Raw genomic sequence first — 25,657 nt, 5'->3', positions numbered from 1 at the left:
CCCGGTCCAAGGCCGGAACGGCAAAGTGGATGCGGGGCGGGGGCATTCCCCCGTCCCGCGGGATATCAGAACTGCAGTGCGGGGCAGCTGTCGTTCTCGTAGTAGCTGACAACCGCGACATTGCCGTCGATGATGTCCTGACGCGCCTTGTCGATCGCGCCTTTCATGTCGTCGGTCACCAGGGTTGCGTTGTTGTCGTCCATTGCGACGCCCACGCCCTCTTCGGCCAGACCCATGGCGAATACCCCGGTCTCAAGGTTTTCGCCTGCGCTCATGGCGTCATAGACGGCAACGTCCACGCGCTTCAGCATCGAGGTCAGTACCTTGCCCGGGTGCAGGTGGTTCTGGTTGCTGTCCACGCCGATCGACAGGATGCCCTCGTCGGCCGCGGTTTGCAGAACACCCACGCCAGTGCCGCCTGCGGCCGCATAGATCACGTCAGCGCCCTGGCTGATCTGGGCCTTGGTCAGTTCGGACCCTTTCACCGGGTCGTTCCACGCGGCCGGGGTGGTCCCGGTCATGTTGGCAACAACGTTGATGTCTGGGTTCACGGCCTTGGCGCCCTGCGCATAGCCGCAGCCAAAGTGGCGGATCAGCGGAATGTCCATGCCGCCGATAAAGCCCACGGTGCCCGATTCCGACGCCATGGCGGCCATCATGCCGACCAGATACGAGCCTTCGTGCTCGGCAAAGCTGACCTGGCGGATGTTCGGCGCGTCCAGCCAGTTCACGTCAACGGCGACGAACTTGGTGTCGGGATAGTCGCCCGCAACAGCCGAGAGCGGGTCAGCCATCGCGAAACCCATGGTGATGATGGGGTTGGCACCTGCTTCGGCAAAACGGCGCAGCGCCTGTTCGCGCTGGGCTTCGGACTGCAATTCGATCTCACGGTACGTTCCGCCGGTCTCGTCGGCCCAGCGCTGCGCACCGTTATGCGCGGCCTCGTTGAACGATTTGTCGAACTTGCCGCCCAGATCAAAGATCAGGGCCGGTTCGGCCATCGCCGCACCCGCAGTCAAAGCGACAGCGGCGGCGGCACCCATCAAGGATTTCATCAGGGTCATTTCATACTCCCGTTGGTTATTGTCGGTCGAGGCCAAGATAGCCCCGTTTACCCACTGTGAGCGAGCATAACTGTTGTGATGGCGGGAATTAAGGCTGTTTGCAACAGCCGTGGTCAACAGATTTTTGACCAAATGGTCGAAAAAAATTCGGAATTATGGCCTGCTCAGGGTGCACTCCATGGTGATCGCGTCGATTTTTTCAGTATTTTCATGCAGATAGTAACCCTTTCGCAAACCGCAGGGTCTATAGCCACATAGTTCGTACAGCGCGATGGCAGGGCGGTTGTCTGCCGCCACGTCCAGAAAAGCCCGGGCCGCGCCCAGGCGAACCGCCCTTGCGTGCCAATCCTGCATGACCTGTCGCGCCAGCCCGCGACGCTGAAACGCCGGACGGGTCGCGATGGTCAGCAACTCGGCCTCATCAGCGATTACCTGAAAGACGGCAAATGATTGCGTGTTGCCAACGACATGCGTGAACTGGTTGCTCAGCAATCCGGCGAATTCGTCAGCGGTCCAGGGGCGCGACCGGCTGAACGCTGCCTGGTGAATGCTGGCGAGGTCCTGTGGTGTCATTCGTCCAGCAAGACCGGAGGTGCGTCTTTGGACGGGGCCGCGTCCGCGGGGCGGACATACAGCGGTGCAGGGGCCTCGGTCGTTGTCCGCCATCTTTGCGCCGTCAGACGTGCGATTGCGCGCACCTGCGCGTCGGGGTCATCGTTCAGGATCAGGGACCCAAGTGATTCTGCCTGTTCCTTCGCCATCAGTGCCGGTTTTTGACCGGGCATCGCAACATAGACCTGGTCGCGCGGGGCGCGGATTGCCGGCAATCCGTCACCGGTCTCAGCCAATGCGTCAAAGCCGGTAACACCCACGGCGGGTACGCCAAGCCCCAGCGCCAGTCCGCGCGCGGCCGAAACCGAGATACGGATGCCCGTGAAGTTGCCGGGCCCGATGCCGACGCCAATCGCCGACAGGTCGCGCCACGTAAATCCTGCCTGTGCCAGGATTTCTTCAAGCAGGGGCATCAGGCGCTCGGCCTGGCCGCGTGTCATTTCTTCGGTGCAGGAAGCGAGGATCGTGTCGCCACGCAGCAAAGCGGCCGCGCAATGCGCGGCCGATGTGTCAAATGCCAGAATGACCGGGTCAGACGGCAACGGGGCGAACCTCGGTCACTTCGGGAATGTAGTGGCGCAGCAGATTCTCGATCCCCATCTTCAGGGTCAGCGTCGAGGACGGGCAGCCCGCGCAGGCGCCTTGCATATGCAGATAGACAACGCCGCGGTCGAATCCGTGGAACGTGATGTCGCCACCGTCCTGAGCCACTGCCGGACGTACACGGCTGTCCAGCAGGTCTTTGATCTGGTTGACGATTTCAGCGTCTTCGCCGGTGTGTTCAGCGTGGCCCGAGGCCGTCGTGGCATCCGCGCCCATGACCGGCTGGCCGGACTGGTAATGTTCCATCACCGCACCCAGGATCGCCGGTTTGATATGGTCCCACTGGATGTCGTCGGCTTTGGTCACGGTCACGAAGTCGTTGCCAAAGAACACACCGGTCACGCCGTTCACCGCGAAAATCCGCTTGGCCAAAGGCGATTTTTCCCCGGCCTCCGCCGTTGGGAAATCAGCCGTGCCTGCCTCCAGCACGGTCTGGCCGGGCAGGAATTTCAGGGTTGCAGGGTTCGGCGTGGATTCGGTCTGGATGAACATGTCACGGCTCCGTTTCAGTTGCCTCTGATATGCGGGTCCGCGCGGGTGAAGTCAAGATTTGGAACCGTTCTAAATATCCGCCGCCAGCCGCATCGCCTCATCCAGACGGTCATCACCCCAGAACAGTTCATCCCCGACAAGGAAACTGGGCGCGCCGAACAGTCCCTTGGCCTGCGCCGTCTTTGTCTGTTCGATCAAAGCAGCCTTGATTTCAGGATCCTGTGTGCGCGTCAGTGTCGCAGCAGGCAAATTGACCCCGGAGAGGCAATCGATCAGCACCTTGTCATCCGAAATGTTCAGCCCATCGACGAATTCCGCGGCGTAGACGGCGCGCACAAAAGCCGCCCTTTGGGCCTGCGCTTCGATTGCCAGAACCAGTCGCGCGGCCTTCAACCCGTTCTGCGGGAACGGATCGGGCCGGGTGAAGGTCAGGCCGCGCTGGTCCGACAACCGCTCCATGTCGCGCCACATATAGCGCCCTTTGGCCGGGTAGAGGTTAAACGGCGAGTTGTCCCACCCCTGGGCGGCAAAGATCGGCCCCAGCAAAAAGGGGTGCCATTCCACCAAAACCCCGTGCTGCGCGGCCAGATCCTCGATGCGCATGGCGCTGAGATAGGAATAGGTCGAGGCGAATTCGAACCAGAACTGGATTTTGCGTGGCATCGCGGCGGCTCAGGTGATTTCTTCCAGCTTTTCCTTGCTCAGATCACCGGGCACGATGGTGATCGGAATGGGCAGGCTGCCGGAATTCTTGGTCAGCTGGGTCACCAGCGGCCCGGGGCCTTTCTTTTCGACGCCCGCACCCAATACAAGCACGCCGATCTCAGGGTCGGACTGGACATGTTCGATGATCTGCGGAACCGGGTCGCCTTCGCGAATGGCCAGTTCGGGGTCGACATTCTGCTTGTCGCGCATCCATTTTGCAAAAACCTCGTAATGGGCATGGATACGTTCGCGCGCCTCTTCCCGCATCACTTCGGCCACGCCGATCCAGTGGTTGAACTCATCCGGCGGGATGACCGACAGGATCGTCACGCCACCACCAGTATGGGCGGCACGCATGGCGGCAAAGCGCATGGCGTTCAGGCATTCGCGGCTGTCATCCAGAACGACTAGGAACTTGCGCATGGGGTGTCCTCATTCATTTCGGGCGATCATGCCCGACCAAATCCGTGCTGGCAACACGGGCATTTCCTAGCGGGTGCTGGTGGCCCAGTCCCAATACAGTTCGCGCGCGCGGCGGGCCACCGGACCGACCTGATACTGTGTGTCTTCCAGCGCCGTGACGGGGGTGATCTTGCTCATGTTTCCGGTCATGAAAACCTCGTCCGCTGCGTGGAAGTCGTCGAAGCCGAGGACCGATTCATGGACGGTCACGCCGTCCGCGCGCAGGTTGTCGATATGCCGGGCGCGGGTGATGCCGGCCAGAAAGGTGCCGTTCGGGGTCGGTGTGAACACCTCGCCGTCGCGGACCAAGAAGATATTGGCGGTTGCCGTTTCCGCCACATGGCCAAGCGCATCCGCCACCAAAGCGTTGGAAAAGCCTCTGGCGCGGACCTCTTGCAGCATGCGCGCGTTATTGGGGTACAGACACCCGGCCTTGGCGTTGACGACCGAAGATTCCAGAACCGGACGGCGAAACCGGGTCAGGCCCAGCGTGGCCGAGGCGGTTTCGGGCGCCATCGGGATTTCTTCCAGGCAGATGGCAAATCCGGTGCTGTTTTCCTGCGGCACAATGGCGGTCGCATCGCCGTCGATTCCCCAGTACATCGGGCGAATATAGACGGCGGCATCCGGGCCATAGGCGTCAAGCCCTTCGCGGACAAGTTCGACCATCTGTTCGGTTGTAACGCCGGGCGTCAGCATCAGCGCCTCGGCTGATCTGTTGACCCGGGCGCAGTGGGCTTCCAGATCGGGGGCCATTCCGTCGAAATACCGCGCGCCGTCAAAAACCGACGAACCCAGCCACGCCCCATGATCGGCAGCCCGCATGATCGGGGCATCCCCGTCATGCCATTGACCCTCGAAATAGGTGCGGATGTTTTTCCCGACTGCCATGACGCCCTCCCAAGCTTTGGGCAAACCTAGGAAGAGCTTGCGGCGACGTCCAGCGTAATCAGCCCTGTTTCGCGCCGACCATGCCGACGATGTCGTAGGCCTGTTGCAGGATAGGTGCCGCGATCGCGCGAGCCCGTTCCGCGCCGCGCGCCAGAATCTGCTCGATCTCTGCCTGTTCGCCCATCAGGCGGGCCATTTCAGACGAGATCGGCGACAGTTTCGCCACCGCCAGTTCCGCGAGCATCGGCTTGAACTCACCGAATTGCTTTCCGCCGACCTCGGCCAGCACCTGCTCGGCTGTCTGATCACTGAGCGCGGCGTAGATGTTCACCAGGTTGCGCGCTTCTGGGCGTTCGGCCAGACCATCGATTCCCGAAGGCAGCGCATCCGGGTCGGTCTTGGCCTTGCGGATTTTCTTGGCGATCTCGTCGGCATCGTCGGTCATGTTGATCCGGGTCATGTCGGACGGGTCCGAAGACGACATCTTGCGCGTCCCGTCGCGCAGGTTCATCACGCGCGGCGCGGGGCCTCCGATGACCGGTTCCGTCACCGGAAAGAAGTCCACGCCGTAATCGTGGTTGAACTTGATGGCAATGTCGCGGGTCAGCTCAAGGTGCTGTTTCTGGTCTTCGCCCACCGGCACATGGGTCGCGTGATAGGTCAGAATGTCCGCCGCCATCAGCGCCGGGTAGGCAAACAGCCCCAGCGAGGCGTTCTGTGCATTCTTGCCTGCCTTATCCTTGAACTGCGTCATCCGCTGCATCCAGCCCATCCGGGCGATGCAGTTGAAGATCCAGGCCAGCTGCGTGTGTTCTGCCACCTGGCTTTGGTTGAACAGGATCGATTTCTCGGGGTCCAGACCGGCGGCGATGAAACCCGCGCAGACCTCGCGCGTCTTTTCACGCAGGCGGGCCGGGTCCTGCCAGACGGTGATCGCGTGCAGGTCAACCATGCAATAGATGGTCTCGAACTCAGGGCCCTGCATATCCACAAACCGCTTGAGCGCACCAAGGTAGTTGCCAAGGTGCAGGTTTCCCGACGGCTGGATGCCGGAAAACACGCGCGGTGTGAACTGGGTCTCGGTCATCGAAGGGAACTCCCGTCTGGAAAAATCAGCCCCCGTCGCTTACCCATGAGGCCACGGGACGTCAACAGCCGCAAAGGGCCAGCCCAATGAGCAGTGAGCATTATACACCCGCCGTGAACCCATTGCCGCCTGTGGTCGTGGCTTTGGCGTTGTTCATCATGGGGGTCGAACTAGCGTTTACGCTGGGCGCGCGCGGGCTGGTCGGTGGCCCGACGGCCGTTGGCTGGCGGCTGGACGCGTTGCAGAGCTACGCGTTTTCGCCCGACATCTTCGACTGGATGGTGCAGAACGGCCGCTGGCCGTTTGAACATGTCGTCCGTTTCGTGACCTATCCGTTTGTTTCCGGCACATTCACGCAGGCGGTTTTTGTCTGTGTCTTTCTGTTGGCCATGGGCAAGATGGTGGCCGAGGTCTTTGGCGGCTGGCAGATGCTGGTGATCTTCGTGCTGTCCGGCATTGGCGGGGCGCTGGCCTATGCGCTGTTGCTGGACCCGAACTATCCGCTGGTCGGTGGGTTTCCACCGGTTTACGGGCTGATCGGCGCGTTTACCTGGTTGTTATGGCGCAAATTGTCGCTGGTGGGTGAAAACCAGTCCCGGGCCTTCAGCCTGATCGCCGTGCTGATGGGCATTCAGTTGTTGTTTGGCCTGCTGTTTGGAGGCACCTCCGACTGGGTGGCCGATCTGGGCGGGTTCGCCACCGGGTTCGGCCTGTCGTTCTTTCTGGCTCCGGGCGGCTGGGCGCGGATCGTCGGGCGCATTCGCCGCGACTGATCACGAGCGGCGCAGCGCCTTCTTGAACTCAGAGATTTCGAAGGCGCCCAGCAGATGACCCAGAAAGAAATAGGTGGCTGCTGCGACCTTGATCAGAAGGATCAGCGCCAGATAGCGCCACCCTGACATCTGGAAAGCCCAGCCAAACAGGTGAATGGCGGCGTAAAGGACAACGCCCATCCCCAGTGACGCCGCCACGATACGCCAGGCCCGGCGTTTGAACCGGTCATCAAAACGGGCCTCTTCGCCCATGCGCCGCGCGCCGATTATCAACAGCCCGACCATGGCCCAGCCGGCAGCCGAGGCCGCAATGGCCGGCGCTATCCACCCCACCAGCGGATAGAGACCAAACGCCAGCCCTGCATTCACGATCATGGCGACGACTGCATAGTGAAAGGGCGAGCGCGTATCCTCGCGTGCGAAAAACAGCGGCTGCAACAGCTTTTGCAGCATGAAGGCGGGCAGCCCGATGCCATAGATCGCCACCGCCAATGCAGTGGACGTGGTGTCTGCGGCGCTGAACTGGCCGCGTTCGAACAGGACCGAAACCAGCGGATTGGGCAGGACCACGAAAGCGACGGTCGAGGGGATTGTCAGCAACAACGTGAATTCACCGGCGCGGGAAAACGCGTTGCGGGCACCGTCCTTGTCCCCGGCCCGCAGGCGGCGCGACAGGTCGGGCAGCAGCACGATGCCAACGGCAATGCCCACGACACCGAGGGGAAGCTGATACAGCCGGTCCGCCGCGAACAGCCAGCTGACGGCCTTTTCGGTTTTCGAGGCCACCAGCTGCCCAACGACCAGATTGACTTGCGTGACGCCCATAGCCAGCGCCGCCGGAACGGCAATACGCACCATGCGGCGCATCTCGGGGCTGAGCCTTGGCAGGCCAGGGCGGATGCGAACACCCGCGCGTTCGGTCGCCACCCAGACCAGCGCCAGCTGCGCCACACCGGCCAGCGGGATAACAGCGATCAGCCAGCGGATCACCTCGCCCCCCGCTGCGGCCCCGGCGATCAGAGCCGTACAGGCGAAGATATTCAGCAAGACCGGCGCGGCGGCCGCGGCTGCAAAGCGTCCGGTGGCGTTCAGAACGCCCGAGAACAGCGCCGCCAGCGACATGAACAGGATGTAGGGGAAGACCACATAGCCGTAGTCCACAGCCAGATCGAACCGTTCGTCGCCATAGAACCCCTCGGCTGTGATCCAAACCAGCGCGGGCATGAACACCATTGCCAGACCGACCAGCACAAGTACGGCCACAGCCAGCAGGTTAAAGGCGTCCTGCGCAAACCCTTCCGCGCTTTCGCCCCCTTCCAGCCGTTTAGAGAACATCGGCACAAAGGCCGCATTGAACGCGCCTTCGGCAAAGAAGCGGCGGAACATATTGGGCAGTCGGAAGGCCGCGACAAACGCGTCCATCACCGGCCCCGGTCCGATATAGGCGGTCAGGAGTATTTCGCGCAGGAATCCCAATATCCGGCTTGCCAGAGTCCAGAACCCGACCGTGAACAGACCGGAAAAGAGCTTTATCTGTTTCATGAGGCCGCGCGCTTGGCGCCATCGGTAATGGCCTTTCGCAACTTGGCCTCAAGCGCGCGCTGCTTGCTTTCGGAATGGTATTTCAGACCGAACATATCCTTGACATAGAAGGTATCGACCACCTGTTCGCCATAAGTCGCGATCACCGCGTTGGCGATATAGACGTTTCCGGCGGCCAGTGTCCTGGCAAGGTCATAAAGCAGCCCCGGACGGTCGCGTGTATCAACCTCGATGATCGTATAGATCTCGGACCCGTCATTGTCGAAGATGATGTGGGTCGGCACGTTGAAGGCACGTTCGCGTTTCTTGATCTTGTCGCGCGATTTCAGCGCGTCGCGCGCCACGACCTCGCCCTTCAGCGTCTTGTGGATCATCTGCGTCAGACGGGGCAGGCGGCTGGCCTCGAACGGGTGGCCTTCGGCATCCTGTATCCAGAACGCGTCGGTCACAAAGCCGTCCTTGGTGGTGTAGCTGCGCGCATCGACCACGTTGGCCCCGACCAGGGCAAGCGCCCCGGCGATGCGGGCGAAGATCCCCGGGTGGTCGGCCATGGCGAAACAGGCGCGGGTGGCATCGCGATCCTCGTCCGGATGCAGGCGGATCTCCATCGCGCCGGGGTCGCCGTTGCGGTCCAGTTCCAGCAGCATTTCGGCAAATTCGACATGGGTCGCGATATTCAGGCCCTGCCAGTACGGATCGTAATGGCGGCCCGTTTCGGTCTTCAGATCGGCCTTGGACCAGCTTCCCAGTTCGGCGCGCAGCGCCTTCTTGGCCTCGGCCCCGCGATTGGCGCGGTTGAGGTCCTCCATCCCGGTTTCAAGCGCCCGCTTGGTTTCGGCATGCAGCGCGCGCAACAAGGTGGCTTTCCAGTTGTTCCAGGTATCCGGCCCGACGCCGCGGATATCGCAAACCGTCAGAACCGTCAGCAAGTCCAGCCGTTTGACGGTCTTCACCGCTTTGGCGAAGTCGCGCACCGTGCGCGGGTCCGAAATATCGCGCTTTTGCGCCATGTCGGACATCAGCAGGTGATAACGCACCAGCCATTCCACGGTCTCTGCATCGGCCCTGTTCAGTCCAAGCCGGGGCGCAACCTTGCGCGCGATCTGCGCGCCCAGGATCGAGTGATCCTCGGGCCGCCCCTTGGCAATGTCATGCAGCAGCAGCGCCACATACAGAACCTTGCGGTTGACGCCGCCTTTCAGGATCGACGACGCCAAGGGCAGCGCCTCGACCAGTTCCCCGCGTTCGATCTGCGCCAGGTTGACGATGCACTGAATGGTATGCTCGTCCACCGTATAGCTGTGATACATGTTGAACTGCATCATCGCGACGATGTGTTCAAATTCCGGCAGAAAGGCCGACAGCACACCCAGTTCATTCATTCGGCGCAGGGCGCGTTCGGGGTTGCCGTGTTTCAGCATCAGATCAAGGAAGATGCGTTGCGCTTCCTTGTCCTCGCGCATGTCCTCGTCGATCAGGTTCAGATTGGCGCTGACCAGCCGCATCGCATCCGGGTGAATCAGCATGCCGGTGCGCAACCCCTCTTCGAAAAGGCGCAGCAGGTTCAGCTTGTCGGCCAGAAACCTGTCGGGGTCGGCCACGTCCAGACGGCCATGCACGACCCCGTATCCGGCCTTGACCCGCGGACGGCGGCGGAAGATGCGCTCCAGCAGCGCGGCCCCTTTCATATGGGACGCTTCCAGCTTGGTCAGAAAGATCCGCGTCAGCTCGCCAACGCGCGTTGCCTCGCGGAAATAGCGCTGCATGAACACTTCGACCGCGCGGCGCCCGGCGCGGTCTTCGTATCCCATCCGGTCGGCCACCTCGACCTGCAGATCAAAAGTCAGTTGCTCGGTTGCCCGCCCCGTCACCAGATGCAGATGCGAGCGGACGGCCCAGAGAAAATCCTCAGCCTGCACGAAAGTGCTGAACTCATCCGGCGTGAACAGGCCCAGCGGTACCAGTTCGGCTACGTCCTGAACGCTATAGATATATTTCGCAATCCAGTAGAGCGATTGCAGGTCGCGCAGCCCGCCCTTGCCTTCCTTGACGTTGGGCTCGACCATATAGCGCTGGCCCTGTTTCAGATGGCGCTCGTCCCGTTCCTGAAGTTTGGCTTCGATAAACTGACGCTCGCTGCCGGTGAACAGATCGGCCTTCAGGCGGGTCTCCAACTCGGTCGACAGATCGGTGTCACCGGCCAGATAGCGCTGCTCCAGCATTGCGGTGCGGATGGTAAAATCATCGGTGCCCAGGCGCAGGCAGTCCCTGATCGTGCGGGAAGAATGACCGACCTTCAGCCGCAGATCCCATAGGATATACAGCATGGATTCGATCACGCTCTCGGCCCAGGCGGTGATCTTGTAGGGGGTCAGGAACAGCAGATCGACATCCGAAGACGGGGCCATCTCGCCACGGCCGTAACCGCCCACCGCCAGCACGGCGATCTTTTCGCCCTGCGTCGGCGAGGCCAGTGGGTGCAGAACTTCGCTGGACACCTGCATGGCGGTACAGACCAGCCCATCGGTCAGATAGGTGTAGGAGTGGGTCAGCGGCCGCGCGTCAAAGGGCCGTACGGCAAAAGCGTCGGCAATGGCCTGACGCCCAGCCTTCTGCGCATCCCGAAGAATGCGCACGGTCTCATTGCGGCGCGCGGCATTGTCCGCGCTCTTGTCAAAGGCTTCCGCCAGTTGCGCCATGACGGCGGTGCTGTCGAATATTTCGTCCGCCGGGCAAATCAGTTCGCCCCGTGGGACGAGCGTCAGCGCCGGACGATCAGAAACCGGCGCCAGAGAAGCTTTGTGGGGCAGGGTCAATCACTACTACCTGTTTATTCTGGATCGTGGCCACAGCCAGACCGCGTTCGTTGGTACCGTTCGAGCGCAGACGGAAAATACCGCCGACGCCCTGGAAACCGGCATTCTGTGTCAGCGCCGAGGCGGTCAGCGCATCCGCCTTGCCCTGGCTGACCAAGGCGCCGATCGCCGCGATACCGTCATAGGCCAGACCACTGATCGGGTGCGGCGCTTCGCCATAAGTGTTGTTGTACCGCTGGCGGTAGGCCTGCGCCTTGGACGGATCCGGCAGCGCGAACCACCCGCCCTGCACGCCCGGCAGATCCAACGTCTGAGGCGGAATGTCCCAGCGCGTCAATCCGATGTATTGGGTTGTGGCCGGGGACACTCCGGCTTCGGGCAGCAACTGCGAATACAACGGCAGCGCACCGGCTGTTGTTGCCGTCAGGAACAGCGCATCCGCGCCCGAGGAATCCACGGTGGCCTTGATCGTCGGAACCGAGTTGATCACGCCTTGCTGGGACCGGTCATACCCGACAGAGCCCGCATTATTCACCCGGCTGCTGCTCAGCGCGGTTGCGATTGCGGACTGACCAAGTTGCCCGGCCGCGTCATTGCTGTGCACGATGACCATCCCGGTCTTGCCCCGTGAACCGGCAAAGCTGACCAGCCGGTTGGCGGTGTTGCCAAATGTGGGGCCCAGCACGAACACGTTGCCGCCGGCAATGCTGGTGTTGTTCGAAAAGGACAGGACGTTGACGTTGTTGCTCAGAACGGCAAGACCGGCAGAGTTGGCCGCCTGCGCGTAGACCGGGCCAAGAATGATCTTTGCCCCGTCAGCCACCGCCTGCTGTGCAACCGCAGCCGCTGTGTTCGAACTGCCGCGCGTATCATAAACCCGAAGGTCGATCTGTACGTTCTGCAGATCGGTCATCGCCAGACGGGCCGCGTTTTCAAGGCTCCGCGCCAGCGCCGCATCGCCGGAATTTCCTGATCCTGCTGGCACCAGCAGGGCGACAGGAACCGGTTTGGACGTGTTGATCGACGGCCCTCCGCCCAACCCACCGGGTTCACAAGCGGCCAGCAATGCAGCGGTGGCCAGTATGGCGGCGGTTTTCGCTAATTTGCGAACGGGCTTGCAAACGGTAAACATCTGAATGAAAACTCCCTGTCCCGGCGGTTTGAGGTACCACCAATCTATTGCGCCGCGATAATAAACGTCACGCAGTGAGGGTCCAGCTTTGAATTTCCAAAAAGTCAGATTGGGCACCGGTCTGTATTTTGTCGCCACTCCAATCGGGACGGCGCGCGATATCACGCTCAGGGCGCTGGACGTGCTGGCCTCGGCTGACGTTATCGCCGCCGAAGATACGCGCAGCCTGCGTCGGTTGATGGAGATACACGGCGTCCCGCTGGAAGGGCGGCGCATTCTGGCCTATCACGACCACAGTGGCGCCGGCGCGCGCGGGAAAATCCTGGATGCGTTGCAAGAGGGCAAGTCGGTGGCCTACGCCTCCGAAGCTGGCATGCCGCTGATCGCCGATCCGGGCTATGATCTGGGGCGGCAGGCGGCCGAGGCCGGGCATATGGTGACCTGCGCACCCGGTCCATCGGCGGCGTTGATGGCGCTGACGCTGGCGGGTCTTCCGACGGATGCATTCTTTTTTGCAGGCTTTCTGCCCAACGCATCCGGCGCGCGCCGGTCAAGGATCGAAGCCCTGCGGGACGTTCTCGGTACGCTGGTGTTCTACGAATCCCCGAAACGCGTGGCGGCCTGCCTGTCTGACCTGGCGGAGGTGTTGGGCGAAGACCGTCAGGCCGCGATGTGCCGCGAGTTGACGAAGAAATTCGAAGAGGTGCGGCGCGGGACGCTGAAAGAACTGGCCGCGGATCTGCAGGGGCAATCGGTCAAAGGTGAAATCGTCCTGCTGGTGGATCGGGGACATTCGGAATCCGTTAACGAATCTGACATAGAAGAAGCATTGAAACAGGCGCTTGAGACCCATTCGGTTCGGGACGCCGCTGATCTGGTGTCCCGGATGTACAAGCTGCCGCGCCGCCCGATCTATCAGAAGGCACTTAAACTGGGAAAAGGATGACATGACCGCACGATCCGTCCGAAGTTCGGTTTCCTATCACGCCGGACAGGCGGCAGAGTTGCGGGTCGCTTCCGAATATGAACGACGCGGATATTCCATCGCGCATCGCCGCTGGCGCGGCCCGGGTGGAGAGATTGACCTGATTGCCCGCAATGCCGATGGGCTTGTTTTTGTCGAGGTCAAGAAAAGCTCGGGCTTCGACGCGGCTGCGGCCCGGATCAGCCGCCGTCAGATGGACCGGATCTGTGCCTCTGCCGCGCAGTTTCTGGAGACGGAACCGCGTGGGCAACTGACAGATGTGCGCTTTGACGCGGCGCTGGTGGATGCTTCGGGTGCCGTTCAAATCATCAAAAACGCCTTCGGTCTGGCCTGACCCCCATTGAACACCCGGTCCCGCTGCGCCATGTATCTGGCGTGAAACTGAGGGACTCGCCATGAAAATCGCCTTTCAGATGGACCCGATCGGGGCCGTGGATATCAACGCCGACAGCTCGTTCCGTCTGGCCGAAGAGGCGCAGGCGCGCGGGCATACGCTGTTTTTCTACAGCCCGGATCAGCTGGCCTATCAGGAAGGGCGGATCACCGCGCGCGGTCATGACATGGCCGTTCAGCGCGTGCCGGGAAACCCGGCAGAGCTGGGTCCGGAACGTGATGTCGATCTGGCCGAATTCGACGTGGTCTGGCTGCGCCAGGACCCGCCGTTCGACATGCATTACATCACGTCGACCCACCTTCTGGACCGTCTGAACGGGCAGACGCTTGTGGTCAATGATCCGTTCTGGGTGCGGAACTACCCCGAGAAGCTGCTGGTTCTGGATTTCCCGGATTTGACCCCGCCGACAACGATTGCGCGTGACCTGCAAACGATCAAGGCGTTCAAGGAAAAGCACGGCGACATCATCCTCAAGCCGCTTTATGGCAATGGCGGGGCCGGGGTGTTCCGGCTGGACGCGAATGACCGCAACCTGACCTCGTTGCACGAGTTGTTTACCGGCTTTTCCCGCGAACCCCTGATCGTGCAGAAATTCCTGCCCGACGTCAGCAACGGCGACAAGCGCGTGATCCTGGTCGACGGAGAAGCGGTCGGTGCGATCAACCGGGTTCCCGCACTGGGCGAGACACGTTCGAACATGCATGTCGGTGGCCGCCCTGAAAAGATCGGCCTGTCCGACCGCGATCTGGAGATTTGCGCGGCCATCGGACCGTTGCTCAGAGAGAAAGGCCAGGTGTTCGTGGGGATCGATGTGATCGGGGATTACCTGACCGAAATCAACGTGACCTCGCCCACAGGCATTCAGGAACTGGAGCGGTTCGACGGTGTAAACGTCGCTGAAAAAATCTGGCAGGCGATTGAGGCCAAGCTCTAGGTCGCAACCCTGGCGCTGATGCGATAGCTCAGCGCCTCGGCCACGTGTGGGCGCCGGACATCTTGCGCACCGTCCAGATCGGCGATTGTGCGCGCCACGCGTAAAATGCGGTGAAAGGCGCGGGCGGACAGGCCGAACCGTTCGGCGGCTTTCAACAAAAGCTCTTTGCCCTCAGCATCCGGGGCGGCGATCTCTTCCAGCATCGTGCCTTCGACATCGGCGTTCTGGCGGGTTTCGGGCGTGTCCCGGAACCGCCGGGTCTGAACGGCGCGGGCTTGCTCGACGCGGGCGGCAACAGTGGCCGAACTGTCACCGGACGGCGGCAGGTCGAGGTCGGTAAAACCGACCGGAGGCACCTCGATCCGTATGTCAAACCGATCCATCAAAGGGCCTGATATGCGGCCCAGATAATCCTCGCCACACACGGGCGCGCGGGAACAGGCGCGGGCGGGGTCGGTCAGATAGCCGCACTTGCAGGGATTGGCCGCGGCCACCAGCATGAAGCGGCAGGGATATTTCACATGGGCATTTGCACGCGCGACCATGACTTCGCCGGTTTCAATCGGCTGGCGCAGGGTTTCCAGAACGGTGCGCGGAAATTCGGGAAACTCGTCCATGAACAGAACCCCGTTATGGGCCAGCGAAATCTCGCCCGGCTTGGCCCCTTTGCCACCGCCGACAATGGCCGCCATCGAGGCGGTATGGTGCGGTTCGCGAAACGGGCGGCTGCGGCTGATGCCGCCTTCATCCAGCAAGCCGCACAGCGACTGTATCATCGAGGTTTCAAGCGCCTCTGTCGCAGTCAGCGGCGGCAGCAGACCCGGAAGCCGCGCAGCCAGCATGGATTTGCCGGATCCGGGCGTACCGATCATGATCAGATGGTGCCGGCCGGCGGCCGCGATTTCCAGGGCGCGTTTGGCGCGTTCCTGTCCTTTAACGTCGCGCAGATCGCGCGCGCTGGGCGCCAGAGTCACTTCGCCCGGTTGCGCCGCGGGCAGGGGCGACTGGCCCGAGAAATGGCGCACCACATCACCCAGCGATCCGGCACCGATCACCTGCGTTGCGTCGACCCAGGCGGCCTCGGCGCTTGAGCCCTGGGGGCACAGCAGCGCGCGATCCTCGGCGGCTGCGGTCATGGCGGCAGGGAGGGCGCCGACCACCGGCACCAGAGAACCATCCAGCGACAACTCGCCCAGCGACACTGCGCCCTCGGCGGCATCGGGCGGTATGATCTCCAACGCGGACAAAAGCGCGACGGCGATGGGCAGGTCGAAATGGCTGCCCTCTTTCGGCAGGTCTGCAGGGGACAGGTTGATGGTGATCCGTTTGGACGGCAGCGCGATGGCCATGGAGCTAAGCGCGCTGCGCACCCGGTCGCGCGCCTCGGACACGGCTTTGTCGGGCAGGCCGACGATGGAAAAGGCCGGCAGGCCCGGCGAGACGGCGCATTGCACCTCGACCGGGCGGGCATCAACCCCTTGGAAAGCGACAGTGTGGGCGCGGGCAACCATGAAGGACCTTTTTGGTTAACAGGTCGTTGCTGCCACGGCTGCGGTTTAGGAATCGTTAACGGCGCGGGTCATTGCGGTGAATTTCGGCCAGGCACCCGGATCGGCAACTGTCTTGTCGCGGCAGAATCGATTGCAAAACCCCCAGCGTTGACCATTCAGTTCCAGGAAATGGGTTACCGGCCTGCCGGAATAGGGGCAGGTTTCATTGATCGACGGCCCGCCCTCCACTGGTCTTGCGTCCGGGTTTCCACCGATGGGCCATGGGTTCGACGGCAAGTCCAGCGCGTAGGGAAACGGGTCGTAAGCGACAGTCAGCCCCATCGCGCGCCATTGCCGGACCGGCGTGTCGGACAGCAATTCCAGACAATAGTCCCGATTGGCCTCGGACACGGGCAAATCATAGCCGGCGATCCGCGCGGCGACCGGCGTATAGAAAACATCTGCCAGTGAATACGCGCCGAACAGCGGGCCAGAGGCTGCGCCGGACAGGTTGCGGGCATGGGCCCACAAGGTCTCGATCCGGTCCAGATCGGCACGTGTTTCGGGCGAAGGCTCAAACCCCTGCCAGCCGTGTTTCAGTTGCATCGGGCATTGGCCCCGCAACGCGGTAAAACCCGCCACCATCTCGGCACAGAGCCACCGTGCCGTTGCCCGGGCCGACGGATCCGCAGGCCACAGCCCGGCCTCGGGGTGGCGCTCGGCCAATGTCTCGGCCATGGCAAGGCTTTCACCCACCACGGTACCATCGGGCAGGCGCAGGGCCGGAACAAGGCGCGCCGGGGCAAGGGGCTGCATATCGTCGGCCATGGTACCGGAATAGAGGCCGATCATGTGACTGCAGTACGGCAGGCCGAACTTTTCCAGCATCAGCCAGCCGCGCATGGACCAACTGGAAAACAGGTGGTCTCCGATAAACAAATCATAGGTCATTGCAGAACGATGCCGCGCCGGCGCAATTCAGTAAATCAGTGATTTGTGCTGGGTCTGATCACGGACGGTGATTGATGCGGCCCACCGCCCAGCCTTGGCCCAGGCGGATGATTTCCGTGACCGAGAGGTTGTCGATCCGATGGCTGAACGCTTCCTGCGCATCGACGCCCAGCGCGCGTTGCACCTGTGTCAGGATCACGCCGAAATGGGCCACGATGACCAGGTCGCGCCCGGAATGCTGCGCGATCAGCCCGTCGATCACGGCATCGACACGCGCCCGCACCTCGTTCCAGCTTTCTCCGTCCGGGGGGCGGACGTCTCCTGGATTGTCCCAATAGGCAAAGGCGAGGTCGGGGTCTTCGGCCTCGATCTCTTTGAACGCGCGCAGTTCCCAGGCGCCGAAGTTGATCTCGCGCAGATCGGGATGATGGGGCAGGCGCCGGCGTGCGCCCTGGATGGCCGTGGCGGTGTCTGCGGCGCGGGACAGGTCGGAGGAGATCACGACCGCATCGCGCGGTAGATGGTCGTGCAGGCGCGCAATCGCTGCCCGATCACTGAGATCCGCGGGCAGATCGGACCACCCAACCATGGTTTTCGCGTGGGTCGGCCCGTGGCGAACCAGATGCAGGCGGGTCACGGCAATTGCCCCTTCAGAACCAGCGGCAATCCGGCGGTCACCTGCACCACCAGATCGGCCTGAGCGGCCAGTGCAATGTTCAGCCGTCCCTGCGCTTCACGGAATTGGCGCGACAGGGCGTTCTCAGGTACGATTCCATATCCGACCTCGTTCGAGACGATGACCACCGGTGCCCGGCAATCCCGCAGATCCTGCAACAATTCTGCTTGCGCCCGGTCCAGATCGTTTTCGGCCAGTAGGTGATTGGTCAGCCACATGGTCGCGCAGTCGATCAGACAGATATCGTCCGGTGTCAGATCGCCCAAAGCCGGGCCAAGGTTCAGGGGTGCCTCGACGGTTATCCAGCCTGCGCCGCGCTGGGCGATGTGGTGTTGCACCTTTTGACGCATCTCATCATCAAACACTTGTGATGTCGCAAGGTAAACGCGGTTTTTATTTGTTGAAACAATGAGTTGTTCGGCGAATGCCGACTTTCCCGAAGCCGCGCCGCCCAACACAAAGGTTAAATCCGGTCTCACTATAATTACCTTTCAGGTGATCCACCCGGTTTTGTTCTGCGTATCGACCCTAGGTCGGCAAGGCAAGCCCGGGCCGCGCCTGTGAAAAGGGGAGATTTCCATGGCACTGGACAACGCAAAAGATTTTTCGATGTCCCGGCAAGCGATGAAGGCCGAACTTCTGGACGCGGAAACTGAATTGCAACTGGCTTACGCGTGGCGGGATGACCGGGACGAACAGGCGCTGCACCGTCTGATCACCGCCTATATGCGGCTGGCGATTTCCATGGCCGCCAAGTTCAAACGCTATGGTGCCCCGATGAACGACCTGATCCAGGAGGCCGGGCTGGGGCTGATGAAAGCTGCGGACAAATTCGACCCCGACCGCGGCGTGCGCTTTTCGACCTATGCCGTCTGGTGGATCAAGGCGAGCATTCAAGATTACGTGATGCGCAACTGGTCGATGGTGCGCACCGGATCGACCTCCTCTCAGAAATCCCTGTTTTTCAACATGCGCCGCGTTCAGGCGCGGCTGGAGCGCGAGGCCGCGACCGAAGGGATGGAACTGGATCGCCATCAGTTGCACCAAAGGATCGCCGCCGAGATCGGAGTCCCTCTGCGCGATGTCGAGATGATGGAAGGGCGGCTTTCGGGGTCCGATTTCTCGCTGAACGCAGTGCAATCGGCGGATGAAGACGGGCGCGAGTGGATCGACGCGCTGGAGGATGAGCGTGAACAGGCCGCTCAGGTGGTCGAGAACAGCCATGACACGGAACAGCTGCGCCAGTGGCTGGTGACGGCCATGCAGGCGCTGAACGATCGTGAGCGTTTTATCGTGCGGGAACGCAAACTGCGCGAGCCGGCTCGGACCCTGGAAAGCCTGGGTCACGAACTGGGGTTGTCAAAGGAACGCGTGCGGCAACTGGAGGCGGCAGCCTTCGTGAAGATGCGCAAGAACCTTGAAGCGCAATCGCGCGAGGTGCAACACTTCATCGCATGAAACCGATTGCGATTCTGCTGTGTACACTGGCGGTTATGGCCGGTCCCGGTCGGGCCGGCGATCTGATTCCGGACGATATTGCGGATGCGATGAAATCCGCAGATGTCGTAATTCTGGGCGAAATTCACGACAATCCCGATCACCACCTTGTTCAGGCAGAGGCCGTGACCCTCGTAAACCCCTCTGCTGTCGTGTGGGAAATGGTGACCGAAGAAGGCGCGCAACGTCTGGCGGACAAAGCGGTCTCGAACCCCGAAGAATTGTCCAGAATTCTGCGCTGGCTTGCATCGGGCTGGCCGCCGCTCAGCATGTATTACCCGATCTTTCAGGCTTCGGCAGCGCCGGTCTATGGTGCCATGGTTCCGCGCTCGGCCGCGCGCGCTGCGATGGAACGCGGTGCGGCAACTGCGTTGGGTGCAGATGCGGCGCGCTATGGTCTGACTGTTCCGTTGCCGGCGGCGGAACAAGCCGCGCGCGAAGCTGATCAGCTTACCGCGCATTGCGATGCGATCCCCGACAGCGCGCTGCCGCAGCTGGTCGCGATTCAGCGGTTGCGCGATGCGGTGCTGACCCGGGCGATTCTGCGAGCGCAGGAGGAAACCGGCGGGCCGGTGGCGGTGATCACCGGTAATGGCCATGCCCGCAAGGACCGGGGCATCCCAACCTTTCTGGCCCGCCTGCGCCCGGGGTTGAAGGTATTTGTTCTGGGCCAGTCCGAAGATGGCGTCGTGGACGGGGAATTCGATGCCGTGATCGACAGCCCGGCGATTGAACGCGAAGACCCCTGTCTGGCTTTTGAAACTCAGAATTAACCGCTGGAACTGACGGGCGGCCTTGCCTAATGTCGGGGCCGACCGGGACGGGAAGGGCAACACATGCTGGCATCGAAACGCATTCTGCTGATCATCGGTGGTGGGATCGCAGCCTATAAGTCACTCGATCTGATCCGGCGTCTAAAGGAGCGCGGCGCGGCGGTAACGCCAGTGCTGACCCGTGCCGCCGAGGAATTCGTGACGCCCCTATCGGTGTCGGCTCTGGCCGGCGAAAAGGTTTATCGGGATCTGTTTGACCTGACCGATGAGGCCGAAATGGGCCATATTCAGCTTTCACGCTCGGCCGACCTGATCGTTGTTGCCCCGGCGACGGCCGACCTCATGGGCAAGATGACCGCGGGGCTGGCCAATGATCTGGCCTCAACCCTGCTGATGGCAACCGATACGCCGGTTCTGTGCGCGCCCGCGATGAATGTGCGGATGTGGGATCACCCCGCGACAAGGCGCAATCTGAAGCAATTGCAGGCTGATGGTGTCCGGTTTGTCGGCCCCAATGAGGGCGATATGGCCTGCGGCGAATACGGCCCGGGGCGCATGTCGGAACCGCTGGAGATCGTTGCCGCGATCAAAGCGGAACTGGGCGCCGGGCCGCTGAGCGGAAAACGTATTCTGGTGACGTCCGGCCCGACCCATGAACCGATCGACCCGGTGCGCTACATTGCCAACCGGTCCTCGGGCGCGCAGGGGGGGGCGATTGCGCGCGCATTGTCCGCGCTGGGCGCTGAGGTGGTCTTTGTGACCGGGCCGGCGGACGTTCCCCCACCTGAGGGCGTGCAGGTCGTGCCGGTCGAGACCGCGCAACAAATGTCGGACGCTGTGGATGCGGCACTGCCGGTCGACGCGGGCGTATTTGCTGCGGCGGTCGCGGATTGGCGCGTGGCAAGCGCGTCGGACAAGAAACTGAAGAAAAGCCGCGATGGCCTGCCTGTGCTGGAATTTGCCGAGAATCCCGACATCCTCAAGCGTGTTGCACGGATGGAGGCCGGACGGCCCGCTCTGGTCGTGGGCTTTGCCGCCGAGACGGACAATGTGATCGACCACGCAACCGCAAAACGGGCGCGCAAGGGTTGCGATTGGATCGTTGCCAATGATGTCAGCCCCGCGACCGGCATTATGGGCGGGTCCGAGAACGCGGTGACCCTGATCTCGGATGCCGGGGCCGAGGAGTGGCCGCGTATGGGCAAGGATGCGGTGGCGGAACGTCTGGCGCGCAAGATCGCCGACGCGTTGAGCAGCTAGAAAGAGGTTCGGTGATGGTAGCTATCCGGGTGATCCGCGAAGACGGGGCTGATCTGTCAGTGCCCTTGCCCTCGTACGAAACGCATGGGGCCGCCGGTGCGGATGTGCGCGCAAATCTGCCGGATGGCGTCCCGGTCACGTTGGAACCCGGTCAGCGCGCCCTGGTGCCGACCGGATTGCGGATCGAAATTCCGCAAGGGTTCGAAGTGCAGGTTCGCCCCCGGTCCGGGCTTGCGCTGAAACACGGCATCACCCTGCCCAACACACCCGGCACAATCGACAGCGATTATCGCGGTCCGCTGGGTGTGATCGTCCTGAACGCGGGACAGGAACGGTTCGAAATCACCCATGGGGAACGCATTGCCCAACTGGTCGTTGCACCTGTTGTCCAGGCCAAATTCGAACCTGTGGACGCGCTGAGTGATACCGATCGCGGCGCAGGCGGGTTCGGTTCGACCGGGCGCGGCTGATGCTGTTGGTTCTGATCCTGGCCGCGGCCTTGTGGGGCATCGGTTACGTGGCCGGTGTGTCCCGAAACGCCCGCATGACGTCTGTCGGGGTGCTGTTGCTGGGCGTCATCACCGCACAACTGGTTCTGCCTGACGGGCACCCGTTGCGGACAGCCACGGGCGGGTCCGCCGCGATGTGGCTGATATTGGGTGGCTCGGCCCTGCTGGTTCTGGTTTATGGAAGGGTGCTGAAGGCGCTGCGAAATCGTGCGGCGACCGGCCGTGCGAAGGAGCCCGCGATGCCGTCCGACCAATTCTCGGAAACCGAACTGGAACGTTATGCCCGCCACATCGTCCTGCGTGAACTGGGCGGGCCGGGTCAGAAAAGGATGAAACAGGCCCGCGTACTGATCATCGGCGCGGGCGGACTGGGTGCGCCGGCGTTGCAATATCTGGCCGCCGCCGGTGTCGGAATGATCGGCGTGATCGACGATGACGAGGTCGAGAATGCCAATCTGCAGCGGCAGGTGATCCACCGCGACGCCGATATCGGCATGCCCAAGGTTTTTTCGGCGCAACAGGCCATGCAGGCCCAGAACCCAAATGTCGTGGTTCTGCCCTATCACCGTCGCCTGACCGAAGAGATCGCGGCGGACCTGTTTGCTGATTTTGATCTGATCCTTGATGGCACCGACAATTTTGACACCCGGTACCTGGCGAACCGAACCGCGGTTGCGCTAGGCAAGCCGCTGATCTCGGGCGCGTTGTCGCAATGGGAAGGCCAGCTAAGCGTTTTTGACCCGGCTAAAGGTGCCCCCTGTTATCAATGCGTATTCCCCGAGGCTCCGGCGCCCGGACTGGCCCCGTCCTGTGCCGAGGCTGGCGTGATCGGCCCGCTTCCCGGGGTGGTCGGTTCGATGATGGCCGTTGAAGCAATCAAGGTGATCACCGGGGCCGGGCAGCCGCTGCGTGGCGAGATGCTGATTTACGACGCGCTTTATGGCGAAAGCCGCAAGATCACCATGTCGCGGCGCGCCGATTGTCCGATCTGTGGCTAAAACCGGGGCGCTTCGCATCAAGGCGCGCCTGTTCCCAAATTGTGGTCAAAGGAGACCCGAATGACCAATCCGATCCTGTCCGACTGGACCACGCCCTTCGAAATCGCACCCTTTGCCAATATTTCGGATGATGACTTCGCCCCGGCGCTGGAACAGGCGATGAAAGCGCATAACACCCAGATTGACGCTATAGCCGGAAACGAAGAAGCGCCCAGCTTCGCCAACACGATCGAAGCGCTCGAAGCTGCGGGTGCGCAGATGGACCGGGTCCTTTCGGTCTTCTTTACCGTTGCCGGGGCGGACAGCAACCCTGCGCGAGAAGAACTGCAACGGGATTTCTCGCCCAAATTGGCGGCGCATTACGCGGGTATATCGGCAAATAAGGTTCTGTTTCAGCGCGTGGCCGATCTTTGGGCACGCCGGGGCGGTCTGGGCCTGAGCCCGGAACAGGCGCGCGTTCTGATGCTGACTCACCGGGGGTTCGTGCGTGCGGGTGCGGCATTGCAGGGGGACGACGATGCCCGAATGCAGGATATCAAGGCGCGGCTGGCGTCCTTGGGCACGTCATTTACCCAGAACCTTCTGGCGGACGAGCGAAACTGGTTCATGGAACTGGCCGAAGACGACCTGACCGGTCTGCCGGATTTCGTTGTGAATGCGGCCTGTGCTGCGGGACAGGAAAAGGGCGCGGACGGTCCGGTCGTGACGCTGTCGCGGTCTCTGATCGTCCCGTTCCTTCAATTCTCGCCACGCAGGGACCTACGCGAAAAGGCTTACCGCGCATGGTCGGCGCGCGGGGCCAATGGCGGTGAGACGGACAACCGCAACATCGCGACCGAGATCCTGCAACTGCGCGAGGAACGGGCCAAACTGTTGGGTTATGACAGCTTTGCCGCGTTCAAGCTGGAAACCGAAATGGCGAAAACGCCGGATCGGGTGCGTGAACTGCTGATGCAGGTTTGGGAGCCCGCCAGGGCGCGCGCGGAGGCGGATGCCGAAACCCTGACCCGGATGATGCAGGAGGATGGGGTCAACGGCCCGCTGGAGGCATGGGATTGGCGCTACTATGCCGAGAAACGCCGCAAGGCCGAACATGATCTGGATGAGGCCGCGCTGAAGCCGTATCTGCAACTGGACCGCATGATCGAGGCGTCATTCGCCTGCGCCAACCGCCTGTTCGGGCTGGAATTCGCCCCGCTGGACGTACCACTCTATCACCCTGATTGCCGGGCGTGGGAGGTCACCCGCAACGGGCAGCATGTCGCGGTGTTCATCGGTGACTATTTTGCACGCGGATCGAAGCGTTCGGGCGCATGGTGCAGCGCAATGCGGGGGCAGGCGAGGTTTCCCAAAGTGCGGGCCCCGATCGTGATCAACGTCTGCAACTTCGCCAAGGGTGATCCGGCGCTGCTGTCCTATGACGATGCGCGCACCCTGTTCCATGAATTCGGTCACGCCCTGCATCAGATGCTGTCCAATGTGACCTATGAAAGCATCTCGGGCACAAGCGTCGCGCGGGACTTCGTCGAATTGCCCAGCCAGCTTTACGAACACTGGCTGGAAGTGCCCGAGGTTCTGGCCGAATTTGCCACCCATGCCGAAACCGGGGCGCCGATGCCGCAAGAGATGTTGGACAAGGTGCTGAAGGCCGCGAATTTCGATCAGGGGTTTCAGACGGTGGAATACGTCGCCTCGGCTCTGGTTGATCTGGCGTTTCACGATGGTGCCGCGCCTGCCGATCCGATGGCGAAACAAGCCGCGGTACTGACCGAGATCGGAATGCCGCACGCCATCGGCATGCGTCACGCCACCCCGCATTTCGCGCATGTGTTTTCAGGCGACGGCTATAGCGCGGGGTATTACTCGTACATGTGGTCCGAAGTTATGGATGCCGACGCATTTGCTTCCTTTGAAGAAGCCGGAGGCGCCTTTGACCCCGAACGCGCCAAGGCGCTGGAGCAAAACATCCTGTCCACCGGCGGATCGCGCGAGGCGGAAGAGCTTTATCTGGCATTCCGTGGCCGTTTGCCGGGGGTTGAGGCTTTGCTGAAAGGCCGCGGCCTGATCGCTGCGTGACTCAGTAGCCCAAGGCGCGGTCGACGAGGTGCAGGAAGGGCTCACCCGCCTCACCCCGGCGGATGTTCTCGCAAATCACCTGCGCTGCCGTTTCGGGCCGGGTTTCCGAGGCGATATGCGGGGTCACTGTCACGTTGGGGTGCGTCCAATAAGGGTGCCCGGGCGGCAGCGGCTCCTGTCGGAATACATCCAGCGTGGCATGGCCGACCTGACCCGCATTCAGCGCATCCAGCAATGCGTCATCGTCGATCAGCGGCCCGCGACCGGGATTGATGACGCGCGCGCCACGGGGCAGCAAGCGCAGGGTTTCCGCGTTCAGGGTGTTTTCCGTCGCCGGTGTGTCCGGCAGCAACAGCACAACAATTTCGGCCTTGGACAGCGCCTCCCGCAGCCCCTCTGCGCCATGCAGACAGGTGACGCCGGGGATATTCTTGGCCGAGCGGCTCCAGCCGGTGACGTTGAAATTCAGGGCCGTCAGCGCGTGCGCGGCGGCCTCGCCCAATGCGCCCAGACCCAGGATGCAGACAGTGCGTTCCGGGGCCAGCGGCGGGGCGTCCGGCGTCCAGACGCCGTCCTGACCGGTGATATGCCGGTCCATCCCCAGGTGATAGCGCAGAACGTGGCCGACCACCCATTCCGTCATGCCTTGTGTCAGGCCGTGGTCCACCATTCGCGCCAGCGGCACGGTCAGCGTTCTGTTCCCTGCAATGCTTTCAACCCCGGCCCACAGGCTCAGAACCGCCTTCAGCCGGGAAAACGGGGTGAAATCCAGCAGGCCGCCATTCGGGGCATAGACCACATAATCGACCTGATCCGGAGCAAAATCAGTGGCAAGCTGAAAGTCCAGACCCGCCTTGGTCAGGCCATCGGACAACAAGGGTTCATACACGGGCCACAGGGCAGAGCGCGCGGAAAACAGGATGTTCACGGGCATT

General features: G+C 62.2%; 26 protein-coding genes. 10 read left to right on the top strand and 16 right to left on the bottom strand.

The window, feature by feature from the left end; genetic code table 11:
* Positions 1–65: 65 nt before the first annotated feature.
* From ACR0D8_RS16135 to trpS, 8 genes are all read right to left on the bottom strand, one after another.
* Positions 66–1,064, bottom strand: a complete 999-nt coding sequence (locus ACR0D8_RS16135) for a BMP family lipoprotein (RefSeq protein WP_475154442.1) — start codon at positions 1,062–1,064, stop codon at positions 66–68.
* Positions 1,065–1,217: 153 nt separating this feature from the next.
* Positions 1,218–1,637, bottom strand: coding sequence for a GNAT family N-acetyltransferase (locus tag ACR0D8_RS16130; RefSeq protein ID WP_480648023.1), 420 nt, complete (start codon positions 1,635–1,637; stop codon positions 1,218–1,220).
* Positions 1,634–2,218, bottom strand: coding sequence for a tRNA (adenosine(37)-N6)-threonylcarbamoyltransferase complex dimerization subunit type 1 TsaB (gene tsaB, locus ACR0D8_RS16125; protein ID WP_480648021.1), 585 nt, complete (start codon positions 2,216–2,218; stop codon positions 1,634–1,636). The genes ACR0D8_RS16130 and tsaB overlap by 4 nt, the downstream gene beginning before the upstream one ends.
* Positions 2,208–2,771 carry a NifU family protein gene (locus ACR0D8_RS16120; RefSeq protein ID WP_475154430.1) on the bottom strand — a complete coding sequence of 188 codons (564 nt, stop codon included), beginning with the start codon at positions 2,769–2,771 and terminating at the stop codon, positions 2,208–2,210. Before ACR0D8_RS16120 ends, tsaB begins: the two co-directional genes overlap by 11 nt.
* A 69-nt stretch (positions 2,772–2,840) precedes the next feature.
* The gene (locus tag ACR0D8_RS16115; protein WP_480648019.1) at positions 2,841–3,434 is read right to left on the bottom strand and encodes a DsbA family protein; all 594 of its coding nucleotides are present in this window, start codon (positions 3,432–3,434) and stop codon (positions 2,841–2,843) included.
* A 9-nt stretch (positions 3,435–3,443) separates the two neighbouring features.
* A complete protein-coding gene (locus tag ACR0D8_RS16110) occupies positions 3,444–3,899 on the bottom strand; it encodes a universal stress protein (protein WP_475154425.1) in 456 nt (151 codons plus the stop codon).
* Positions 3,900–3,965: 66 nt separating this feature from the next.
* On the bottom strand, positions 3,966–4,829 hold the full coding sequence (locus tag ACR0D8_RS16105) for a branched-chain amino acid aminotransferase (protein ID WP_480648017.1): 864 nt from the start codon (positions 4,827–4,829) through the stop codon (positions 3,966–3,968).
* A gap of 58 nt (positions 4,830–4,887) precedes the next feature.
* Positions 4,888–5,916 (bottom strand): tryptophan--tRNA ligase, encoded by a 1,029-nt coding sequence (gene trpS / locus ACR0D8_RS16100; protein ID WP_480648015.1) that lies wholly within the window; start codon positions 5,914–5,916, stop codon positions 4,888–4,890.
* An 86-nt stretch (positions 5,917–6,002) separates the two neighbouring features.
* Here trpS and ACR0D8_RS16095 point away from each other — a divergent pair, with 86 nt between their 5' ends.
* Entirely contained in the window at positions 6,003–6,689 is a 687-nt protein-coding gene (locus ACR0D8_RS16095) for a rhomboid family intramembrane serine protease (protein WP_480648013.1), read from the top strand.
* On the opposite strand, the gene murJ is transcribed toward ACR0D8_RS16095, so the two are convergent.
* The 3 genes from murJ to ACR0D8_RS16080 are packed head-to-tail and all read right to left on the bottom strand — an operon-like array spanning position 6,690 to position 12,179.
* The gene (gene murJ / locus ACR0D8_RS16090) at positions 6,690–8,231 is read right to left on the bottom strand and encodes a murein biosynthesis integral membrane protein MurJ (protein WP_480648011.1); all 1,542 of its coding nucleotides are present in this window, start codon (positions 8,229–8,231) and stop codon (positions 6,690–6,692) included.
* Positions 8,228–11,047, bottom strand: a complete 2,820-nt coding sequence (locus tag ACR0D8_RS16085) for a [protein-PII] uridylyltransferase (RefSeq protein ID WP_480648009.1) — start codon at positions 11,045–11,047, stop codon at positions 8,228–8,230. The genes murJ and ACR0D8_RS16085 overlap by 4 nt, the downstream gene beginning before the upstream one ends.
* A complete protein-coding gene (locus ACR0D8_RS16080; protein WP_480648007.1) occupies positions 11,007–12,179 on the bottom strand; it encodes a penicillin-binding protein activator in 1,173 nt (390 codons plus the stop codon). Before ACR0D8_RS16080 ends, ACR0D8_RS16085 begins: the two co-directional genes overlap by 41 nt.
* Before the next feature lie 88 nt (positions 12,180–12,267).
* On the opposite strand from ACR0D8_RS16080, the gene rsmI reads away from it, so the two are divergent.
* From rsmI to gshB, 3 genes are all read left to right on the top strand, one after another.
* Positions 12,268–13,125 carry a 16S rRNA (cytidine(1402)-2'-O)-methyltransferase gene (rsmI, locus tag ACR0D8_RS16075; protein ID WP_480648005.1) on the top strand — a complete coding sequence of 286 codons (858 nt, stop codon included), beginning with the start codon at positions 12,268–12,270 and terminating at the stop codon, positions 13,123–13,125.
* Position 13,126: 1 nt separating this feature from the next.
* Positions 13,127–13,498 carry a YraN family protein gene (locus tag ACR0D8_RS16070; RefSeq protein ID WP_480648003.1) on the top strand — a complete coding sequence of 124 codons (372 nt, stop codon included), beginning with the start codon at positions 13,127–13,129 and terminating at the stop codon, positions 13,496–13,498.
* 61 nt (positions 13,499–13,559) lie between these two features.
* Positions 13,560–14,492: a glutathione synthase gene (gene gshB, locus ACR0D8_RS16065; protein WP_480648001.1), complete on the top strand. Its 933-nt coding sequence runs from the start codon at positions 13,560–13,562 to the stop codon at positions 14,490–14,492.
* Here gshB and ACR0D8_RS16060 read toward each other — a convergent pair.
* Genes ACR0D8_RS16060 through cobU form a run of 4 tightly spaced genes read right to left on the bottom strand, consistent with a single transcriptional unit; the run spans position 14,489 to position 18,067 of the window.
* Complete coding sequence (locus ACR0D8_RS16060) at positions 14,489–16,003, bottom strand: YifB family Mg chelatase-like AAA ATPase (protein WP_480647999.1); 1,515 nt, start codon at positions 16,001–16,003, stop codon at positions 14,489–14,491. The two genes, gshB and ACR0D8_RS16060, sit on opposite strands and share 4 nt — an antisense overlap.
* Before the next feature lie 45 nt (positions 16,004–16,048).
* Positions 16,049–16,933 (bottom strand): glutathione S-transferase N-terminal domain-containing protein, encoded by an 885-nt coding sequence (locus ACR0D8_RS16055; RefSeq protein ID WP_480647997.1) that lies wholly within the window; start codon positions 16,931–16,933, stop codon positions 16,049–16,051.
* 58 nt (positions 16,934–16,991) lie between these two features.
* Positions 16,992–17,570 carry a histidine phosphatase family protein gene (locus ACR0D8_RS16050; RefSeq protein ID WP_480647995.1) on the bottom strand — a complete coding sequence of 193 codons (579 nt, stop codon included), beginning with the start codon at positions 17,568–17,570 and terminating at the stop codon, positions 16,992–16,994.
* A complete protein-coding gene (cobU, locus tag ACR0D8_RS16045; RefSeq protein WP_480648264.1) occupies positions 17,567–18,067 on the bottom strand; it encodes a bifunctional adenosylcobinamide kinase/adenosylcobinamide-phosphate guanylyltransferase in 501 nt (166 codons plus the stop codon). Before cobU ends, ACR0D8_RS16050 begins: the two co-directional genes overlap by 4 nt.
* Before the next feature lie 121 nt (positions 18,068–18,188).
* Here cobU and ACR0D8_RS16040 point away from each other — a divergent pair, with 121 nt between their 5' ends.
* The 6 genes from ACR0D8_RS16040 to ACR0D8_RS16015 all read left to right on the top strand — a co-directional run bounded on the left by ACR0D8_RS16040 (position 18,189) and on the right by ACR0D8_RS16015 (position 24,722).
* On the top strand, positions 18,189–19,067 hold the full coding sequence (locus ACR0D8_RS16040; RefSeq protein WP_475154381.1) for an RNA polymerase factor sigma-32: 879 nt from the start codon (positions 18,189–18,191) through the stop codon (positions 19,065–19,067).
* Positions 19,064–19,879, top strand: coding sequence for a ChaN family lipoprotein (locus ACR0D8_RS16035; protein WP_480647993.1), 816 nt, complete (start codon positions 19,064–19,066; stop codon positions 19,877–19,879). The genes ACR0D8_RS16040 and ACR0D8_RS16035 overlap by 4 nt, the downstream gene beginning before the upstream one ends.
* 63 nt (positions 19,880–19,942) lie before the next feature.
* Positions 19,943–21,139, top strand: coding sequence for a bifunctional phosphopantothenoylcysteine decarboxylase/phosphopantothenate--cysteine ligase CoaBC (gene coaBC, locus ACR0D8_RS16030; RefSeq protein ID WP_480647991.1), 1,197 nt, complete (start codon positions 19,943–19,945; stop codon positions 21,137–21,139).
* Positions 21,140–21,153: 14 nt separating this feature from the next.
* Positions 21,154–21,609, top strand: coding sequence for a dUTP diphosphatase (gene dut, locus ACR0D8_RS16025; RefSeq protein ID WP_480648262.1), 456 nt, complete (start codon positions 21,154–21,156; stop codon positions 21,607–21,609).
* Positions 21,609–22,646: a HesA/MoeB/ThiF family protein gene (locus tag ACR0D8_RS16020; protein ID WP_480647990.1), complete on the top strand. Its 1,038-nt coding sequence runs from the start codon at positions 21,609–21,611 to the stop codon at positions 22,644–22,646. Before dut ends, ACR0D8_RS16020 begins: the two co-directional genes overlap by 1 nt.
* Before the next feature lie 60 nt (positions 22,647–22,706).
* Entirely contained in the window at positions 22,707–24,722 is a 2,016-nt protein-coding gene (locus ACR0D8_RS16015; protein ID WP_480647988.1) for a M3 family metallopeptidase, read from the top strand.
* Between the two features lies 1 nt (position 24,723).
* Here the strand turns inward: ACR0D8_RS16015 and ACR0D8_RS16010 are convergent, their stop codons facing one another.
* A complete protein-coding gene (locus ACR0D8_RS16010; RefSeq protein WP_480647986.1) occupies positions 24,724–25,656 on the bottom strand; it encodes a 2-hydroxyacid dehydrogenase in 933 nt (310 codons plus the stop codon).
* Position 25,657: the final 1 nt, after the last annotated feature.

It is taken from the genome of Ruegeria sp. BG10 (assembly GCF_056538575.1).
Note: the sequence above shows the minus strand (reverse complement) of the source record. Positions and strands in the feature narration are given on the sequence as shown.

Excerpts from the sequence above, each read along its gene's own strand:
- ACR0D8_RS16055 (WP_480647997.1), bottom strand. The coding sequence starts at position 16,933 with ATGACCTATGATTTGTTTATCGGAGACCACCTGTTTTCCAGTTGGTCC.
- murJ (WP_480648011.1), bottom strand. The coding sequence starts at position 8,231 with ATGAAACAGATAAAGCTCTTTTCCGGTCTGTTCACGGTCGGGTTCTGG.
- ACR0D8_RS16060 (WP_480647999.1), bottom strand. The coding sequence starts at position 16,003 with ATGGTTGCCCGCGCCCACACTGTCGCTTTCCAAGGGGTTGATGCCCGC.
- ACR0D8_RS16040 (WP_475154381.1), top strand. The coding sequence starts at position 18,189 with ATGGCACTGGACAACGCAAAAGATTTTTCGATGTCCCGGCAAGCGATG.
- ACR0D8_RS16135 (WP_475154442.1), bottom strand. The coding sequence starts at position 1,064 with ATGACCCTGATGAAATCCTTGATGGGTGCCGCCGCCGCTGTCGCTTTG.
- ACR0D8_RS16035 (WP_480647993.1), top strand. The coding sequence starts at position 19,064 with ATGAAACCGATTGCGATTCTGCTGTGTACACTGGCGGTTATGGCCGGT.
- ACR0D8_RS16115 (WP_480648019.1), bottom strand. The coding sequence starts at position 3,434 with ATGCCACGCAAAATCCAGTTCTGGTTCGAATTCGCCTCGACCTATTCC.
- ACR0D8_RS16010 (WP_480647986.1), bottom strand. The coding sequence starts at position 25,656 with ATGCCCGTGAACATCCTGTTTTCCGCGCGCTCTGCCCTGTGGCCCGTG.
- gshB (WP_480648001.1), top strand. The coding sequence starts at position 13,560 with ATGAAAATCGCCTTTCAGATGGACCCGATCGGGGCCGTGGATATCAAC.
- ACR0D8_RS16130 (WP_480648023.1), bottom strand. The coding sequence starts at position 1,637 with ATGACACCACAGGACCTCGCCAGCATTCACCAGGCAGCGTTCAGCCGG.
- ACR0D8_RS16020 (WP_480647990.1), top strand. The coding sequence starts at position 21,609 with ATGCTGTTGGTTCTGATCCTGGCCGCGGCCTTGTGGGGCATCGGTTAC.
- ACR0D8_RS16105 (WP_480648017.1), bottom strand. The coding sequence starts at position 4,829 with ATGGCAGTCGGGAAAAACATCCGCACCTATTTCGAGGGTCAATGGCAT.
- ACR0D8_RS16110 (WP_475154425.1), bottom strand. The coding sequence starts at position 3,899 with ATGCGCAAGTTCCTAGTCGTTCTGGATGACAGCCGCGAATGCCTGAAC.
- ACR0D8_RS16015 (WP_480647988.1), top strand. The coding sequence starts at position 22,707 with ATGACCAATCCGATCCTGTCCGACTGGACCACGCCCTTCGAAATCGCA.
- ACR0D8_RS16070 (WP_480648003.1), top strand. The coding sequence starts at position 13,127 with ATGACCGCACGATCCGTCCGAAGTTCGGTTTCCTATCACGCCGGACAG.
- ACR0D8_RS16095 (WP_480648013.1), top strand. The coding sequence starts at position 6,003 with ATGAGCAGTGAGCATTATACACCCGCCGTGAACCCATTGCCGCCTGTG.
- dut (WP_480648262.1), top strand. The coding sequence starts at position 21,154 with ATGGTAGCTATCCGGGTGATCCGCGAAGACGGGGCTGATCTGTCAGTG.
- coaBC (WP_480647991.1), top strand. The coding sequence starts at position 19,943 with ATGCTGGCATCGAAACGCATTCTGCTGATCATCGGTGGTGGGATCGCA.
- ACR0D8_RS16080 (WP_480648007.1), bottom strand. The coding sequence starts at position 12,179 with ATGTTTACCGTTTGCAAGCCCGTTCGCAAATTAGCGAAAACCGCCGCC.
- trpS (WP_480648015.1), bottom strand. The coding sequence starts at position 5,916 with ATGACCGAGACCCAGTTCACACCGCGCGTGTTTTCCGGCATCCAGCCG.
- ACR0D8_RS16120 (WP_475154430.1), bottom strand. The coding sequence starts at position 2,771 with ATGTTCATCCAGACCGAATCCACGCCGAACCCTGCAACCCTGAAATTC.